Raw genomic sequence first — 16,665 nt, forward strand, 5'->3', positions numbered from 1 at the left:
CGTAGGGCTCACTGATTAGGAAGAACGCGAAATTTTATCACAGGCACCGGGATTGGCCCGAGCCCATACCAAAACACTGGCCAGACCAATAGGCAACCAGCTTACAAACCACTCGGCCCTTGGGGTTCCGGTCAGGCTGGCGGCGTCGAATTGCATGGCCAGGCTCGAGAACAGCCAAATGCCAATGATGCCCCGCCCGTAGAGGGTTTCCCGGGCTTTCCATGCCTGGCACAAGACGGCAATCCAGATTGCACACCACAACAGCAAGCCTGGCAGGCCCAGCTCGATAGCGACATGGGTGAACAGATTATGGGCATGGTCAAAATACATGCCCGAAGCAAACACTTTGTAGTCGCCACCAAGACCCAGCCCACGCAGGGGGTGCTCGGCGATCATTTGCAGGCAGGCCATCAGAATCTGCGGCCGGTAGGAAACGCCGCGCGCCATGACCAACGGCTCGAACAACACGAAAGCCAGCATGGCGACAACCAACGCGCACGCCGCAATTGCACGGCTGCGGCGGTCACCGCACCAGATCGGCATGGCAAGCAGCGTGAGAAACAATGCCAATGCGGCGCCGCGACTCTGGCTGAGCAGTACGAACATGCCCAGAAACGTCATCGCGATGACCCAGACAATCTGCATCCGCCCGGTTTGTGTTGGCCACAGAACAAGCCATACCGCCGCCAGGCCGATGACATAGCCCCCGAGGATCGGATGGGCCAACTCGCCCAGGCCTTCCACGCGCGCCATCAGGACATTGCCATCGAGAAGGTAGAATTTGACGATAGCCGCGATTGCCGTGGCCGCCAGCCCGATGCCACCCCATTGCATGATGCGAATCACACGGTCGGGTCTGCCATTGGCGAAAACCGGAAAGAACAGAAGAAAAACCACGATATACAGCAACCGCTTGGCCTCGCGCCCGCTGTCCGCGGCGTTCGTCCATGAAAGACTGATCAAAGACCAGGCCAGAAGCCCGAGCATCGGCAGCCAGATCCAGCGCTGTTCATGAAACATCTCCCTGAGCCGGGCCCGTGCAGACCAGGAAAAGACCAGCGCAGGTATCCAGAGCAATACGACCAGGCCTTGCTGATAGGCTTTGTTGGTAGGCGCAATGGCAATGGCTAACAGAAACCACAACAGACCTGTCGACATCCATGCTTTCGCCCAACGTGTTTCTTGCATCAAACTGCTCCTGATAGAGTTCACCCACCCAGCCCGGCATGGTTAAAGCTGAAACTTTTCGGCATCATTGCCCGCCACAGCGCCCCGTTCTTCCCACAAGGCTTTTCACGATGCAATTTTCCCGGCTGCCAGAGGCCACTTTGAATCAAATGATTGACGGTGCCAGAATCCTGGAGGCCGATAGCTACGGGCCGAAAGTCTACCTGTTGCAGGATGGGAATATTCTGAAACTGTTCCGCCGCAAACGGTTTTTTTCATCCGCACTGTGGCGCCCCTACTCGAAACGCTTCATCGATAACGCCGTCGGACTGCAAAAACTGGGCGTTCCAACCCTTCAGGTCCTGCAGCTTTATAAACTGCAAGCTCCTGGCATGACAGCTGTGCTCTACCAGCCATTGCCGGGAGAGACCTTGCGCCAGATTGCCAGCAAGGATGGTTTTTCGTGGCAGCAGGCATTGCCAGACCTGGCCGGTCTGATCCGCAATCTTCATGAATCGGGAATCTATTTTCGTTCGCTGCACTTGGGCAACATTGTGGTGACGCCCGACAACTGCATGGGCCTGATCGATGTAGCAGACTTGCGTTTTTTGCGGGCGCCGTTGCCCCGGTATCTGGTCAAGCGCAACCTGCAGCATTTCGCTCGCTATATTGAACGCGAGAAGCTGAACGAAACCTTTCCGATGCACGCACTGGAAAAGGCCGTAATGCCTTCATGAAAGCAGGTCGTGGGCAGCCTGGCTGAAATCGAGCCAGGCCTGGTCAGGCGCCAGCGCCTGATATTGCTCGGCGGCGACTGTTTCGGCCGATGCGCTGAACGCCCTCAGGATCGCGTCACGCCAGGCGGCCACATCCTGAACGGGGGCATACCAGCCGGTATCGGCCAACTGTTCGCGAAACACCTCCAGCTCACTGGATAAAACCGGAACACCCGCCATGACGGCTTCCTGCATGATCAGCCCCAGGCCTTCATTCAGCGACGGCATGGCAACCCAATCGAATGCCCGGTAAAGCTGAGCCGCATCATCCAGATGCCCCGGCAGCAAGACCTTGCCACGCAATTGCAACTCATCGATCCGCGCCTCCAGCACAGCGCGCCCCGTGCCTTCACCGAGAATCACCAACTGCAGATCAGGTCGCTGAAGCAAGGCTTCGGCGAAAGCGTCGAGCAGGCAACCAAACCCCTTGCCCGCGACCAGTCGCCCAACAGCTCCCAATACCGGTTTGTCCAGCGCAAGACCCAATCGCGCTCGCGCCTGCTCCCGAGGGAGAAGGTCGGCACGAAACGCCAGAGGATCGAAAGCGCTGCGCAACGTCATGACCTGAATCTGCAAGTCCTGACACAACGACGCCGCGAGGGTGTTCGAGACTGCAACCAGCGTCAGTTGCGAGGAGGGAATTCGTTTGAAGAGCGCGCGATCCACAGGATGAAGCCGCGTCGAACCATGAAAGACCACCACCGCACGAACGTCGGGCATGGCTTCGATGACAGGCAGCAATGTACGTGCTACGCCAAGGCCATCGAGGAGCACCACGCGTGCACCGCTGTTTTTGAGGGCTTTGTGAAATCTGGAACGCATCCAGGGCCTCGTCAGCCGCCAGAAATGCCGCCCTTTCAACCGGGCGGAGGACAGCCCCCACTCCGTCACTTCGCCAACGCTCAGCCCACCTTCGCAGGCGCGGCCTTGAAGCAACCAGGTTTGAACCGGCTCCGACGAAGCGGCCCGAGACAGGATCTGTTGATGCACCTTATGAGTTGAGGCAAACGGAGCACCCCCGGCCCACATGACGTTGAGAATACTCATAGGGAACGAAGCCAATACCTGGGTTTCTGGAAAAAAGCTGCGGTGCATTTAATTGATGAACCAGCCAATACAGACTCCCAACAGCAAAGACAATACGAACTTTATCTGTTCGCGACGACTGCGGCGCGCCTTGCGCTGACGCTCGACAGCCGTTTGCACATGCAGACCGAAACCCGTGTGCATGACGGCGTCCGCTTCCAGCGTCATGGCCGTCAGATTCAAGTCTGCGTAGCGAATGGACAGCGCCTTCTCCCCACTGAATCCGGCAAAAGGTGCGCACAAGCGGTATTCCTTCATCCGGCGCAAGCCAGGATTCAGCGAAAAGCCCTGCCACTCAGGCTTGTCGGACACCAACGGGTAACAAGCTACCCCGCCGACGATCTCCCGCGTCTCCAGCCGAATGTAAGGACTGTGCACCCGCAAGTCATGATTATAGCTACGCAGCCAGACCTGCAGAATTTCCGGGCGCAGGTCGAGAATGGTCCTGGAGTCTTCCACAAATCCCGGGCGATAGAATTCCCAGTCGTCTTCGCAATGGAAGACATAGGGTGTGGTGACATGTGCGTAAGCCAAGTCGATTGATGCCAGCTGCCCCAGCTTCGGGCGATTGATGAATACGGTGCAATGCTCCTTCCAATGAGCAGGAATCACAGCGTGCACACCTTCATCCCCCGCATCCTCCGTGATGAACACTTCACGGATGGGAGCGGTATTGAACCGGTCGAAGCTCTCAAGCGTTATCTTGAGCAGATCCATTCGACCACAGCTGGTGACCACCAGGGTGATGTCACTTTCTTGAGTAAATTGCACCGGAATCTCAATTAGGTAAAAGTCGCCAGCAATATCGATTGCCGGGTAGTGCTTGTCAAATGCCCAGCTTCAGACGCACCTTTTCCAGAAGGCTCAGCGGCGCACGAGCCCGCAGTTCTGGCTTAAGTTCCTCGACGATACGTTGGCCGATTCGTGCAAAGCTGAACTGACTGACCGCGAGCTCGCGACCGTTGCGCGCAATTCGCGGCGCCAGTTCCGGATCGCTGCGCAATACGGCCAGCTTCTCCTGAAGCTGTGCGATGTCCTTGTAGAACACCACGTTGTGCATGTCCTTCAACCCCAGGGCCTGACTTTCCTCTGCCCCCTGATCAAACGCCAGCAATACACAACCGCAGGCCATCGCTTCGAAATTCTTGATCATGAATTCGCCCATGCCAACGTCGGCGCTGACAAAAAAGCGGATCCGGTTGAGCGTGTCGCGGTATTCCTCTCCGGACTTCGTGCGGGTAACCACCAGAGGCTCGACGCGCCCCAACTCGTCGAGCAAGGCTTTGCGACCGCTGTAGGCAACACTGTTGGTGCTACCCACGAAAGCCAGCTCGATATCCCGCTCGCGCCCCTGATCTTCAAGTTGTGACTGGTCGTAGCCCTTGGGCACGAAGACGGCGTCGAAGCCCTCCTGACGAAGGCGCTCAGTGACCACGAAGCCGGAGCTGATCACCCGCGCCCACGGCAAGCGGCGGTAATGCGCGCTGAACTTGCCGGTGTATTTGCACGGAATGTAATTCTGGTAGGCATCGTGTTCCAGAATCACCAGATTGGGGATCGTGCGGATAAATCCGACCTGACGGATTTCCTGCTTGAAACGAAGGAAAAACACGATGCGGTCATATTGCGTAACGTCGACTTCGCGCCGGAAATAGCGACGCAGATTGCGCTGTTCATCGCTGCTCAGCCACCGCAAATCGCACTCGCAATGTGCCGCAACACCTTCGTACAAGCGATCCAGAATCGCCCGCTGATCTTTCTGCACCAGAAATAAAACTTTCATCGTCTTCCTTGCCGCGACAGGCAAACAGAGCAACGCCTGAAGGTCTTTCCGCTCGAAAGCGGACGTACTTCAGGCCCGTACCATCTATAAACGCCAGAACAGTTCATGGCGTCGTACAGCCTTGCGGAAAAATTCGTTTTCACCGTAGGGCGAGCCCGCACGCCCCGCAAGCAGGCGCTGCAGGCCGCGCCGCAGGCGACGCTTGAACGGAGCCGGTGGTTGCAGGTCGTGCATCATGCCCAAGGCCATGGCTTTGTCACGTTGCTGCGAGAGCGTCAACGGCACGCACAATGGCTGCATCGGTTGCGACGAGTCGAATGTCGGCGGCAGGGCGATACCTTGCCCGCTATCACCCATCGGCCAGCGATCGTTATCGTGCAGGTGGTTGGCGTAGCCGAGCAGGACCGGTTGCCAGTCAAGACCACGCAAGACTTCCAGCACGGCGTCCTGGGCGCAGATGTGATCGGGATGCGGATCGAGCGTCGGATGCGGCAGCACGATTACATCCGGGCGCGCGCGGGACAGCACGTCACGCAGGTCGGCCAGCAGATTGTTCCAGGTCGGCGCGCCATCGGCATCACCGGGCAAGGCAAACGGATTCAGCTGACGAAACATCCGTGTATCACTCAAATCAGCTTCCCGCGAACCCACCGGCTGATTCGGCGCAGCCTGCATCGCCGCCAGTTGCAGGCAGAAATACCCGAGCTGCACGCAGTGCTCCTGCGGTACGCCGGCCCAGCGCGGTACGGCAAGACTGTCCCAGGCACGCAGGCGCCCCTTTAGCCGCGCCGCCTCGACCTTGTTCAGGCCCATCTGTTGATAATGTTCGGCTTCGATCTCGCCGGCGGTCAGCGTCACGATCCAGGCTTCACTGGCCTGGCTGTACAGACCGTAGGCGGCGAGTTCGGCATCGTCGGCGTGAGGGGCGATGACCATCACCCGCTGCTGGCGGTAGTCCGGCTGCTCCAGTGCCCACAGCACCGGCTCGCCGGAGACCCGGCAAAAGCGCCCGCGCAGACGCAACTGGCCTTGCGACAAGGCCTGCGCCTGCCCGCTGAGGTTCAGATAACGCAGACCGTTGACGCCACGTTCGAACGTCTGCGCATCGGGATGGGTGCCCCCGGCCAACTCGACCCGAGGATCGAAGAAGCGTCCCAGAAAGCTGCTTTTGACCTTCACCGCGAGGATCAGCGTAGCGTCGTCCATCAGCATCACGCCTTCGTCGAGGCGCAATTGCTCGCCGTTCAAATGCACTTTTGGCTGCGGGGTAAACGGCGGAAAGCTGTATTGGTAATCGTCTTTCGGCGAATAGAACAGGTGATCGGCGAACCACGCTTCGTGGGCGATCCAGCCAACCACTGCCAGCACCAGCGGCAACCACCAGGCCACCAGCACACCGAGAGCGATCAACACGACCAGTGCGATCAACAGGCCGATGCGTTTATTGCGCCGGTGGCGCTTGAGCAATTGCTGTTTGCGACTCATGGGCTGACTCATACGGTGAAGACCGGCACAGGATTGCACCAGCGATCCTTGTATTCACGGTCGGCACGACCGAAGGAAAAGCGCAGCGGCTTGTCCAGTGCCCGCGCATGCTCCCAGGCACTTTGCGTATTGAGGAAACTCAGGACGCTGCCGGGGCTGAATTCGCGGGTTTCGGGGTCGACGCCGCCGTTGATGTATTCGACGCTGATCCATTCCGGGGCTTCAACGCGATACACCAGTTGAATGGCAATCGGCGCGTCGTTGAGGAAGATCACCGAGCCGATCAACAATTCGCGCAGCAATTCGATGACTTCGGCCATGCGTGCCGCGCCAGTGGCCGGAAAACCCCAGCGACGCTGAAACAAGTCGCAGTAGATTGCTGCCAGTTCCGCACTCGAGAAGTCGCTGACCGGCCGCACCACACCGCCCGCCTCTTCCAGCAGGCGCAGTTCACGGCGCTGGTTGTAGCGAAACTTCTTCGACAGTTCTTCGGGGGTACGGGCCATGGCCAGTTGTTCGGTCTGCACCTTGAGGCCGCTGAAGCGGTTTTCGTTGAGCGCCGACAGGTAGCGTCCGCGATGGCGCAGCGGGGCCTGGGCATCGACGGCGGCCGGCAGGATCAGCTCGGCGTTGCCGAGGTCGAACAAGCCTTTCTTGCCGTTGCGCTTGAGCACGTCCTTGGACAAGGCCAGGTCGCGGCCCCAGGTCGGGATCGCGGCTTTGACGTCGCCCCGCTGCTCCCAGGCCAGATAACGCACCGGGATGCCGGCCAGATCCGCCAGACGCTCGACCACCATGGGATGAGTCGCGACGCTGCCGCCGAAACGCTGCCAGGCCTGTGCATAAGTTGAGGCGTCAACGGGCGACCAGCCACGTTCGCGCCAGCCTTGAAATCGGTTGAGCATCAGCCCCTCGGTGCCAGATCGGTAACTTGCGGCAAATGCCAGAAGGTGTCGCGTACAGCTCGGTCGGAGAAGCGCTCGCGCAGACGATCGACCATCATTTCGGCGCATTGACGACGCTGCTGCTCGTCCATGCCGGCCAGATGTTTCAGACCCTGGGCCAGATGCTCGGCGTCACCCAGCGGGAACAGAATGCCCACGCCTTCGACCACTTCCTTCGCCCCGCCACACGCCGTGGCCAGCAACGGCACGCCGGCGGCCATGGCCTCCAGCAGCACCATGCCAAACGGTTCGTGGTCGGAACTCAAGGCAAACACATCGAATGCGCGGAAGTAATTGCGCGCGTCCGGCACCTGGCCGAGGAACAACACGCGATCACCGATGCCCAGTTCACGGGCCAGTTCCTTGAGGTCTTGTTCCAGACGCCCTTTGCCGAGAATCACCAGTTGGCTGTTGGCCGGCAGACCGGGCAATGCCGCGGCAAAACCGTGCAGCAGCGTGGCCTGGTCCTTGTCCGGGTGCAGGCGACCGACGTTGCCGACAATGAAGGCATCCGCCGACAGACCGAGGGTCTCGCGAGCTTCACGGGCCGACACCTGACTCATCTGCAACGCCGAGACATCGATGCGGTTGTAGAGGGTCTGGATGCGCGCCGCCGGCCATTTCGGCAGGCAACGGCGCATGTCGTCGCGCACTGCATCGGACACGCCGAGCAGGCTCAGACGCCTGCGGAAAATCTGCGCAAAGAGTTTGCGCGAGCCGCGTTTGTAATCGCCAAACGCGTGATGCACGCCAATCACCGGCAGCGAAGTGCCGAGCAACGCGATGTAGATCGGCTTGAAGCGATGGGCGATGCAGAAACTGAAATTGCGTGAAGCGGCGATCTTGCGCAGATCGCCGATGGCGCCCAGCTTCAGGCCACGAATGGCCTTGGAGCTGTATTCCATGAACAACACTTCAGCGGAGGCGCAGGCTGCGGCCACCTCGCTATCGGCGGCCCCGGTCAGAAAGACCGTGGTGACCCGATAACGGGTGCCCGCAAACAGGCTGGCGTATTGCCGTGCGCAGTCGAGGAACGGCCCGTCATAGCCGTGACAGAACTGCAGCACATGGCGTTCAGCCGAGCGTGTCATAAGCGTTTGCGCCTTCTTTGACCACCAGGATGTCTTCCATGATCAGGTATTGCAGATCCGAGCCGAAGAACATGTTCAGGGCGTCGGTCGGCGAGCAGATCATCGGTTCACCACGGCGGTTGAGCGAAGTGTTCAGGGACACGCCGTTGCCGGTCAGCACTTCCAGCGCCTTCATCATGTCGTAGTAGCGCGGGTTGTATTCGCGCTTGAGCACCTGGGCCCGGGAAGTACCGTCTTCGTGGACGACTTCCGGCACGCGTGTCTTCCACTCTTCAGCCACTTCGAAGGTGAAGGTCATGAACGGCGCCGGGTGATCGATCTTGATCATCTGTGGCGCAACGGTGTCGAGCATCGACGGGCAGAAAGGCCTCCAGCGCTCGCGGAACTTGATCTGGTGGTTGATGCGGTCAGCCACGCCAGCCACGCTCGGGCAACCGATGATCGAACGACCACCCAGTGCGCGCGGACCGAACTCCATGCGGCCCTGGAACCAGGCCACCGGGTTGCCATCGACCATGATTTTGGCGATCTGCTCCGGCATGTTGTCGAGCTTGCGCCAGGTCGGCTTGTTCTCGTGACGGGCGCACGCGGCGATCACGTCTTCATTGCTGTACGACGGGCCGAGGTAGACGTGTTCCATCTTCTCGACCGGCACGCCACGGGCGTTGGACACATAGGCCGCTGCGCCGACTGCAGTGCCGGCATCGCCGGAGGCAGGCTGTACGAACAGTTCCTTGACGTCGTCGCGGGCGATGATTTTCTGGTTGAGCTTGACGTTCAACGCACAGCCGCCGGCGTAGGCCAGCTTGCCGGTTTCCTTGAGCACGTCGCCCAGGTAGTAGTCGATCATCTGCAACGCGATTTTTTCGAACAGTGCCTGAATGCTGGCGGCGTAGTGGATGTACGGCTCGTCGGCGATGTCGCCTTCGCGCTTCGGACCCAGCCACTCGATCAGCTTCGGCGAGAAGTAGTAACCCTTGCCCTTCTCTTTATAGCGACGCAGGCCGATCACGTTGGCGTAGTCGGTGTTGATCACCAGCTCGCCGTTTTCGAACGAAGCCAGGCGCGAGAAATCGTATTTGCTGGCGTCGCCGTACGGCGCCATGCCCATGACCTTGAACTCACCGTCGAGCATGTCGAAACCGAGGAACTCGGTGATCGCGCCGTACAGGCCGCCGAGGGAGTCCGGATCGAAGAATTCCTTGATCTTGTGGATCTTGCCGTTTTCGCCATAACCGAAGAAGGTCGTGGCGTACTCGCCCTTGCCGTCGATGCCGAGGATCGCGGTTTTCTCTTTGAAACCCGAGCAGTGGTAGGCGCTGGAGGCGTGGGCCAGGTGGTGTTCAACCGGTTCGATCTTGATTTTCTTCGGATCGAAGCCCAGTTGCTCCAGGCACCAGACGATCTTGTTGCGATAGCGCTTGTAGCGACGGTTGCCCATCAGGATAGCGTCGAGTGCGCGGTCCGGGGCGTACCAGTAACGCTTGGCGTACTGCCAGCGAGCCTTGCCGAAAATGCTGATCGGGGCGAACGGAATCGCGACCACGTCAACGTCGGAAGGCTTGATGCCTGCCTGCTCCAGGCAGAACTTCGCCGATTCGTAGGGCATGCGGTTCTTTGCATGTTTATCGCGTACGAAGCGCTCTTCCTCAGCCGCCGCGACCAGCTTGCCGTCGATGTACAAGGCTGCGGAAGGATCATGGCTAAGGGCGCCGGACAGGCCAAGAATCGTCAATGCCACAGGGGTCTAGCCTCTTTAGTCTGCATTCAGGCGCGATGCGCCTTGAAAAATGATGTGCCCTCGCACCGGGCGAGAGACAGCTAAAGGGCGGGATTATAGCGTAAACGTGGCGGGAATGACCCTGTGCGAATTGCCCCATGTCTTTCAACCTACTGAACCCTTGTCCATCGGCCTATCCACGGCCTGGTCGCCAATAAACACTGATATTCCCGTCCACCGTCTGGCGATAGATCGTGTACGGCAGAAAAGCCGTATCGAACACACCGGACAGGGTCAGATCGAGCAGGACAACCGGCACCAGAATGCCGGTAGGATCGGGCGGCGCGTGCAGCAGGCAGAAATCGTGGGCGAGTCCGCTGTAGATACGCGGAATCGACTGACAGTAAGTCTTCTGTTTACGCAGGCCGCGCGTGGCGTCTTCATCGTCCTGCAGCACCGTAACGGCGGTGCCGCAGCCGGACAGTGCCAGGGAAAATGCGCCGATAGTTATAGCGTTTTTGATGCTCAAGATTTGCCCTCCGGGAACGTCGGGGCAAACTAGCATCGGGGTTTTGCGAGGGGCAGTTCATGGGTTCCGGGAAGGCCGTAGGACAAGTCACAAGGATTTGTCGCCACATGCCTCACCCGGATCCAACTGCAGAAATGTCTTACGCGCTGGCGAAAACAATCACGCGGTGCCCGCTACATCTTTGGGCAACCGCTGATCAATCACCTGATACAGCGCGCTGCTCTCAGGCCAGTTGCGCATGAAGCGCGCACGATCCAGGGCATAGGCCGGAGCGAAGCTGCCCAACGAGCCGTGCTGACACATCGAATCCAGATCTATCAGCGCCCAGCGATCTTCCTGCCAGAACAGGTTATGCCCCTTGAAGTCGCCATGGCTGATGCGCTCGGCGATCAACCGCGCAAACAGCTGATCCAGCGCCTGCAACTCGCTTTCCGGCGCCGCACCGCTTTCAACGTACGGCGCAAAGCGCTCGATGATGTCCGGCCCGGCCAGATGTTCGGTGATCAGATAGGCCTTGCTGCGCAGCCAGAGAAAACGGGTTTCCAGCACCGCCAACGGTTTTGGCGTGGCGATGCCGAGGAAGGCCAGACGATTGCCTTCGCGCCAGGAATGCCAGGCGCGGCTTGGACGCCAGAAGCGCTTGAGCCAATGGGCAAAATTCTTGATGTTGTAACGCTTGATCACCAGAGGACGCCCGGCAACCTCGACCTTGCCGACACTGGCCGCGCCGCCGGTCTTGTACAGATGGCCCTGATCGAGCAAGGCATCGGCCTGCTCCAGCACCGGCAACATCGCGGGCTCTTCCTCACGACGAATCGAGCGCAGACCGAACGCGCCGCGCTTGACGCTGAACAGCGTGCACTCACGACCGACCTTGATCAGGTAATCCTTCAAGCGCCAGGCGCGCACCTTGTCGATCTGCTTTTGCAAGGCTTCCAGCGGCAGCGCGTGTTCGCTGTTGCTCAGCAGGTAATACACCAACAATTCTTCGGTGAACGGCTCGAGCGACTTGGGCAACTGGGCGAAGAACACTCCGAGGTTTTCCAGCACTTTCTGCCGGGACAACGGCTGGCCGGCGTTTTCCGCACAGATACCTGCGCCATCGATCAGATACAGCTGACCGCCGTGGCGCAGCAGGTTGTCCAGGTGCAGGTCTTCCTGCCACAGGCCTTTGCCGTGCAATTGACCGATGGCGCCAAGCGCTTCGGCCAGCACCGCCGATTGTTCGTCGGCCAGCACCGGCAAGGATTCGACTTTGTTCCAGGCATCGCCGAGGCTTTCGGCGCCTTCGAGGAATTCAAACAGCAGCCAGCCACCCTCGCCGTCCTTCAGGCCGTCGGCCAGCAGCAACGGTGTGGTCATGCCCTGGGCGGCGAGCAGTTTCACACCTTCCAGTTCACGCTGAAAATGCCGCGCTGCCTTGTTGCCGACCAGCAATTTGGCCAGCACCGGACGCCCGCGCCACACACCGGCACCAACGTAACGCTGCCCCGGCAACACCCGCAGCAGACTGAGCAACTGCAAATCGGCAACGCCCGCCGCATCCGCGAGCGAAACCGTCAACGGCAGACTCGGCGTGCGCCCGGCATTTTTCAAGTCGGACAACTGCATCAGCGGGTCTCCTTGCGACTGCGCCGCGCGGTCAGCCGCGTGATCCAGCTGTCGACCAGCGAACTGTCCGTCGATTGATCGAGATACGCCGCCAGCAGCTCACGCAATTGCGCCTCGCTCCACTCCGGCGCACGGCGCAGCAGCGGTTCCAGATCCTTGACCCGGTCACGCATGCCGAACAGCAACGGGCGGGTCTTTTCCAGGTCGATCAACTGCGCCTGATAGCCATCGCTCTCGGCGCGCAGGAAAATGTGTTTTGGATAAAAGCAGCCGTGCACCTGACGCATACCGTGCAGATGACGCGCCAACAGGCCGCAAGCCTTGAGAATCGCCGACTGCTGCGCGGCATCGAGATCCGACCAGCGCTGCAACAGCGAATCGAGATCATCCCAGCCCTCCAGCGCGCGGGTCAGCAGGATCGCACGGACTTCACCGTTGACCTTGCGCTCACCGAAGAACGCCGCCTGCAACGCCGGAATGCCCAGCTTGTTGTAACGACTGATATTGCGAAATTCCCGGGCGAAGGTCGGCTCGCCGAATGGCGCGTGCAAGGTGCGAGTCAGGTAATTGCACTGGCGCTTGAGGTAATAGCCATGCCCTTCCAGCTCCAGACGAAACACGCTGCTCCAGCCGCCGCCATCGGTGTTGGGCTCATCCACGGCGTCGAGTTGCTTGGACCACAGCGCATCGAACGTGCCGAGACCGTGGCGCTCCAGCAGCGCACGATCTTCAGCGGCCAGAAAATCAGTCATTCGCGTCCCTCGAAAAATCTCACCACGTGGCGAATCCGTTGCTTGTCGGCGGCATTGAGCCGTTCACGTCGGCGATATTGCAGGTAAAAGCGCAGGCGCTGGGTGTTCGACAGGTGATACTTGGCCACCTTGTCGAGACAGGCCAGATCCTTGGTGATCCGGTACTTGAGCCAGAAGCCGCGCCAGAAATCGCCGTTCGGGCAATCGATCAGAAACAGCTGCGCCTGATCGTCGATCAGCAGGTTGCGCCACTTCAGATCGTTATGAGTGAAGCGATGGTCGTGCATGACACGCGTGTAACCAGCCAGTTGCCGGCTGACGCCGTCGACCCAGGCGCGATCCTTGAGCTTGGGATCGTTGCGTTCGGCCAGTGCCGACAGGTCTTCGGTGCGCGGTAGCTCACGGGTGATCATCGCCCCGCGATCGTAGGCCATGCCGTTGCGCTCCAGGCCCCACGCCACCACTTCGGCGGTGGGAATGCCCCACTTGGCGAAGCGCTTGAGGTTCTGCCATTCCATCTTCACCCGGGGTTTGCCCAGATAACGCCGCAGACCCTTGCCGGCACCGCTGTAGCGCTTGACGTAATAGTTGACGCCATTGAGCTGCACGCGAATGACTTCGGACAATGGATCGCGAGTCAGGCGCTCGCCCTGAAGGGCAAATACCGCTTCGAGGCTACCGAAATGCTGCGCAAGTTCACTGTACTCAGGCTCCAGATTCCAACCCGCCATCAGAGCGCATCCCCGTAACGCTGTTTGCGCGCATAGAGTTTGTTGGCCTTGCCTTCGAGCCAGCTCAGCAACGGCGCTTCTTCGGCCAGGATCTGGCGCAGCGGTTGCTGGAAGTAGCCTTTGAGGAAACGCAGCTTGTCGCGGCGGGTCAGGCCGATATCCAGCGCGGAAAAGTACAGCGCCGCCAGATCCTTGTTGCGCCAGCGCTGGGTGATCGCCGGGCGGGTCTGGGCGCGGTGCAGATCGATCACCGAGAGTTTGAAATCCTCCGGGGTCACCGGTTTGTCGGTATGCAGCAGGAAGTGGCAGATGTAGCAGTCGCGGTGGTTGACCCCGGCGCGGTGCATCATGCCGGTCATGCGCGCGACCTCGGCGATCAGCGCCCGCTTGAGTTTCGGCTGCGGCGGTTGCTTGACCCAGTCGATGCTGAAGTCTTCGAGACTGATGGTCGGCGCCAGCTCTTCGGTGACGATGAACGAATGCTGATCCGCCGGGTTGCTGCCCTTCTCGCCGTATGCGACGGCGGTCATGGTCGGCACGCCGACTTCCTGCAAACGCTGGATGGCTTTCCACTCCTGGCCCGCACCGAGTACCGGCAGCTTGGCGGTCAGCAGGTTCTTGAAGATCTCGCCCCAACCGATACCGCGGTGGATCTTGACGAAAAAGCCATTGCCGTCGACTTCCGTGCGCAACGTCCGGCGGGCTTCCAGCTCGCGGTACACCTCGCCCTGCAAGCCTTCGACTTCCACGAACGCATCGCGGCCAGCCCACAGGCTCTTGAACGGTTCAGCCAGCATCAACTTCATTTAAGCGTGCTCCGCCAGAATCACATCGGCCGCGTGCTGCGGCATGCTGTAGAGGTCGGCCGTCTCGGCGAAGGCCAGACCGTTGCGGCTCCAGGCCGCCCGTACAGCGTCGTCGTTCAACATGTCAGTCAGGTATTGCGTCAGTTGCGCCTGATCGAACGGCTCGTCCAGCACTCGCCCGGCGTCGGCCTCGGCGATGTAATGGGCATAACCGCAGACCGCGCTCACCAGTACCGGCAACCCGGCGACCAGCGCCTCAAGCAGCACCGTACCGGTGTTTTCGTTGTACGCCGGGTGGATCAGCAGATCGGCGCCGAGCAGGAAACGCGGGATATCACTGCGCCCCTTGAGGAACGTCACGTTGTCGCCCAGGCCCAGCGTCGCACTCTGCATCTGGAACAATTTGGGGTCATCCTGGCCGATTACAAACAGCCGGGTGCGTTTCTTCAGCTCGGCAGGCAATGCGGCCAGCGCTTTCAGGCTGCGATCGACGCCCTTGGTCTTGAACCCGGAACCGATCTGCACCAGCAGCAGTTCGTCGTCCTTCAGATTGAATTCGGCGCGGAAACCGGCGCGAATCTGGTCGGCATCCGCCGGACGGCGGCGATCCTGGGCGATGCCAGGCGGCAGCAGGTGGAAGCGCTCAAGTGGCGTGTCGTAATACTTGATGAACAGCGGCTGCTGCACTTCGGAAATCATCAGCACTTCGGTCTTCGCGTCTTTGGCGAACACTGCGCGCTCGTACTCGGCGAAGTGGCGGTAGCGGCCCCAGCGGCGGTACAGCGAATGGCGCAGGTTCTGCGCCTTGTCTTCGAAGCAGCCGTCGGCGGCGTAGTAGACGTCCAGCCCCGGCATCTTGTTGAAGCCGATCAGGCGATCCACCGGGCGCCTGGCCAGGTCCGCTTCCATCCACGCGCTGAGCTTTTCGTTGCGCCGGTGATTGAAGAACGCCTTGACCGGCGCCACCAGCACTTCGAAACCGGGCGGCACGTCGCCTTCCCAGATCAGGGTGTAGACGCGGATCTGGTGCCCGCGCTTCTGGCATTCGAGGGCGATGCGCATGAAGTCGCGCTGCAAACCGCCGAACGGAAAATATTTGTACAGGACAAAAGCCAATTGCATCAGCGCAGCTCCTCAGCCATCAACAACGTGCTCAGTCGGCTGGCAACACGCTCGGGATTCAGACGCGTGAAGCACAGGGGCCACTCGCGTTTCAGGTCAAACTGACGGGCATCCTGCGCGGTCGGTTGATACGTACATTTCTTTTGCAGGCACGGCGCACACGGGAAATCGCTGCCGAGGTGAATCTGCAGCTTGCCGTAGGCGCCGGTCAGGCCCGGATTGGTCGGGCCGAACAGGGAAATCGTCGGCACATCCAGTGCCGCAGCCAGATGGCCGAGACCGGTGTCCACCGCGACGCAGGCCTGGGCGCCGGCGAGCACCTTGCCGACCCCGGCCAGGTTCAGCTTCGGCAGCACTTCGGCGTGTTTGAAACCGGCGGCGATGCGCTCGGCCCGGGCCTTCTCCAGCGGGTTGCCCCACGGCAGCTTGATCCCGACGCCGAGGTAGCCGACCCGCTCGGTCAGCTCGCGCCAGTAGGCTTCCGGCCAGTGTTTGGTGTCCCAAGTGGTGCCGTGGAGGAACACCACGTAGGCATTCTTGCGCGGCAACTCGACCAGACGCTCGACATTGAGGCCGTAATCGCCCAGACCTTTGGGCAAGTCATAGCCCAAGGCGATAGCGAACAACTGGCGCACACGCTCGACAGCGTGCTGCCCACGGGCCACCGCCAGTTTGCGATCATAAAAACGCGCGGCGATCGGCTCGCGGGCCGAGCCCTTGTCCAGACCGGCCACCGGCGCTTTGACGTAGCGGGTCAGCCAGGCGCTTTTCAGCAGGCCTTGAGCGTCGATCACCAGGTCATATTTGTTCGCCCGAACGGATTGCTTGAAGCGTTTCCACTCGCCGCTGGTGATGGTTTTCCAGATGTTCTTGCGCCAGCGGCGGATCGCCACCGGAATCACTTTGCCTACGGCCGGGTGCCAGGTCGGAATCTCGGCGAAGCCTTCTTCCACCACCCAGTCGAACTTGATCCCGGGAATCGCCCGGGCGGCGTCGGTCAGCGCCGGCAACGCGTGAATCACGTCGCCCAGCGATGAAGTCTTGATCAGCAATACCCGCAAG

The 16,665-nt window shown here is 60.4% G+C and carries 16 protein-coding genes; 1 reads left to right on the forward strand and 15 read right to left on the reverse strand.

Annotated elements, in window-relative coordinates:
* Positions 1–15: 15 nt before the first annotated feature.
* Positions 16–1,188, reverse strand: coding sequence for an O-antigen ligase family protein (locus AC07XZ_RS10370; RefSeq protein ID WP_102686807.1), 1,173 nt, complete (start codon positions 1,186–1,188; stop codon positions 16–18).
* A 110-nt stretch (positions 1,189–1,298) separates the two neighbouring features.
* Here AC07XZ_RS10370 and AC07XZ_RS10375 point away from each other — a divergent pair, with 110 nt between their 5' ends.
* Positions 1,299–1,904: a BUD32 family EKC/KEOPS complex subunit gene (locus AC07XZ_RS10375; protein WP_102686808.1), complete on the forward strand. Its 606-nt coding sequence runs from the start codon at positions 1,299–1,301 to the stop codon at positions 1,902–1,904.
* Here AC07XZ_RS10375 and AC07XZ_RS10380 read toward each other — a convergent pair.
* The 14 genes from AC07XZ_RS10380 to waaC all read right to left on the reverse strand — a co-directional run bounded on the left by AC07XZ_RS10380 (position 1,899) and on the right by waaC (position 16,664).
* Positions 1,899–2,990 (reverse strand): glycosyltransferase, encoded by a 1,092-nt coding sequence (locus tag AC07XZ_RS10380; protein WP_102686809.1) that lies wholly within the window; start codon positions 2,988–2,990, stop codon positions 1,899–1,901. The genes AC07XZ_RS10375 and AC07XZ_RS10380 overlap by 6 nt on opposite strands.
* A gap of 48 nt (positions 2,991–3,038) precedes the next feature.
* Positions 3,039–3,800: a hypothetical protein gene (locus AC07XZ_RS10385; protein ID WP_085746471.1), complete on the reverse strand. Its 762-nt coding sequence runs from the start codon at positions 3,798–3,800 to the stop codon at positions 3,039–3,041.
* 55 nt (positions 3,801–3,855) lie between these two features.
* Entirely contained in the window at positions 3,856–4,812 is a 957-nt protein-coding gene (locus AC07XZ_RS10390) for a glycosyltransferase family protein (RefSeq protein WP_102686810.1), read from the reverse strand.
* 84 nt (positions 4,813–4,896) lie between these two features.
* Complete coding sequence (locus AC07XZ_RS10395) at positions 4,897–6,297, reverse strand: PIG-L family deacetylase (protein WP_102686811.1); 1,401 nt, start codon at positions 6,295–6,297, stop codon at positions 4,897–4,899.
* A gap of 8 nt (positions 6,298–6,305) precedes the next feature.
* On the reverse strand, positions 6,306–7,202 hold the full coding sequence (locus AC07XZ_RS10400; protein ID WP_102686812.1) for an antimicrobial resistance protein Mig-14: 897 nt from the start codon (positions 7,200–7,202) through the stop codon (positions 6,306–6,308).
* The gene (locus AC07XZ_RS10405; protein WP_102686813.1) at positions 7,202–8,332 is read right to left on the reverse strand and encodes a glycosyltransferase; all 1,131 of its coding nucleotides are present in this window, start codon (positions 8,330–8,332) and stop codon (positions 7,202–7,204) included. The genes AC07XZ_RS10400 and AC07XZ_RS10405 overlap by 1 nt, the downstream gene beginning before the upstream one ends.
* On the reverse strand, positions 8,316–10,073 hold the full coding sequence (locus tag AC07XZ_RS10410) for a carbamoyltransferase family protein (RefSeq protein WP_007952261.1): 1,758 nt from the start codon (positions 10,071–10,073) through the stop codon (positions 8,316–8,318). The genes AC07XZ_RS10405 and AC07XZ_RS10410 overlap by 17 nt, the downstream gene beginning before the upstream one ends.
* 172 nt (positions 10,074–10,245) lie before the next feature.
* Entirely contained in the window at positions 10,246–10,581 is a 336-nt protein-coding gene (locus tag AC07XZ_RS10415; protein WP_085746466.1) for a YceK/YidQ family lipoprotein, read from the reverse strand.
* Between the two features lie 159 nt (positions 10,582–10,740).
* On the reverse strand, positions 10,741–12,192 hold the full coding sequence (locus AC07XZ_RS10420; RefSeq protein WP_102686814.1) for a lipopolysaccharide kinase InaA family protein: 1,452 nt from the start codon (positions 12,190–12,192) through the stop codon (positions 10,741–10,743).
* Positions 12,192–12,944 (reverse strand): lipopolysaccharide kinase InaA family protein, encoded by a 753-nt coding sequence (locus AC07XZ_RS10425; RefSeq protein ID WP_102686815.1) that lies wholly within the window; start codon positions 12,942–12,944, stop codon positions 12,192–12,194. The genes AC07XZ_RS10420 and AC07XZ_RS10425 overlap by 1 nt, the downstream gene beginning before the upstream one ends.
* A complete protein-coding gene (locus AC07XZ_RS10430) occupies positions 12,941–13,675 on the reverse strand; it encodes a lipopolysaccharide kinase InaA family protein (protein WP_085746463.1) in 735 nt (244 codons plus the stop codon). Before AC07XZ_RS10430 ends, AC07XZ_RS10425 begins: the two co-directional genes overlap by 4 nt.
* The gene (gene rfaP, locus AC07XZ_RS10435) at positions 13,675–14,481 is read right to left on the reverse strand and encodes a lipopolysaccharide core heptose(I) kinase RfaP (RefSeq protein WP_085608461.1); all 807 of its coding nucleotides are present in this window, start codon (positions 14,479–14,481) and stop codon (positions 13,675–13,677) included. The genes AC07XZ_RS10430 and rfaP overlap by 1 nt, the downstream gene beginning before the upstream one ends.
* Positions 14,482–15,603 (reverse strand): glycosyltransferase family 4 protein, encoded by a 1,122-nt coding sequence (locus AC07XZ_RS10440; RefSeq protein ID WP_102686816.1) that lies wholly within the window; start codon positions 15,601–15,603, stop codon positions 14,482–14,484.
* Positions 15,603–16,664 carry a lipopolysaccharide heptosyltransferase I gene (waaC, locus tag AC07XZ_RS10445; RefSeq protein ID WP_074689605.1) on the reverse strand — a complete coding sequence of 354 codons (1,062 nt, stop codon included), beginning with the start codon at positions 16,662–16,664 and terminating at the stop codon, positions 15,603–15,605. Before waaC ends, AC07XZ_RS10440 begins: the two co-directional genes overlap by 1 nt.
* Position 16,665 lies beyond the last annotated feature (1 nt).

It is taken from the genome of Pseudomonas sp. GW458-11-26-14-LB4 (assembly GCF_059423925.1).

Coding starts and splice junctions, on each gene's coding strand:
- AC07XZ_RS10375 (WP_102686808.1), top strand. CDS start 1,299: ATGCAATTTTCCCGGCTGCCAGAGGCCACTTTGAATCAAATGATTGAC.
- AC07XZ_RS10440 (WP_102686816.1), bottom strand. CDS start 15,603: ATGCAATTGGCTTTTGTCCTGTACAAATATTTTCCGTTCGGCGGTTTG.
- AC07XZ_RS10420 (WP_102686814.1), bottom strand. CDS start 12,192: ATGCAGTTGTCCGACTTGAAAAATGCCGGGCGCACGCCGAGTCTGCCG.
- AC07XZ_RS10425 (WP_102686815.1), bottom strand. CDS start 12,944: ATGACTGATTTTCTGGCCGCTGAAGATCGTGCGCTGCTGGAGCGCCAC.
- AC07XZ_RS10430 (WP_085746463.1), bottom strand. CDS start 13,675: ATGGCGGGTTGGAATCTGGAGCCTGAGTACAGTGAACTTGCGCAGCAT.
- AC07XZ_RS10395 (WP_102686811.1), bottom strand. CDS start 6,297: ATGAGTCGCAAACAGCAATTGCTCAAGCGCCACCGGCGCAATAAACGC.
- AC07XZ_RS10380 (WP_102686809.1), bottom strand. CDS start 2,990: ATGAGTATTCTCAACGTCATGTGGGCCGGGGGTGCTCCGTTTGCCTCA.
- rfaP (WP_085608461.1), bottom strand. CDS start 14,481: ATGAAGTTGATGCTGGCTGAACCGTTCAAGAGCCTGTGGGCTGGCCGC.
- AC07XZ_RS10405 (WP_102686813.1), bottom strand. CDS start 8,332: ATGACACGCTCGGCTGAACGCCATGTGCTGCAGTTCTGTCACGGCTAT.
- AC07XZ_RS10370 (WP_102686807.1), bottom strand. CDS start 1,188: ATGCAAGAAACACGTTGGGCGAAAGCATGGATGTCGACAGGTCTGTTG.
- AC07XZ_RS10400 (WP_102686812.1), bottom strand. CDS start 7,202: ATGCTCAACCGATTTCAAGGCTGGCGCGAACGTGGCTGGTCGCCCGTT.
- AC07XZ_RS10390 (WP_102686810.1), bottom strand. CDS start 4,812: ATGAAAGTTTTATTTCTGGTGCAGAAAGATCAGCGGGCGATTCTGGAT.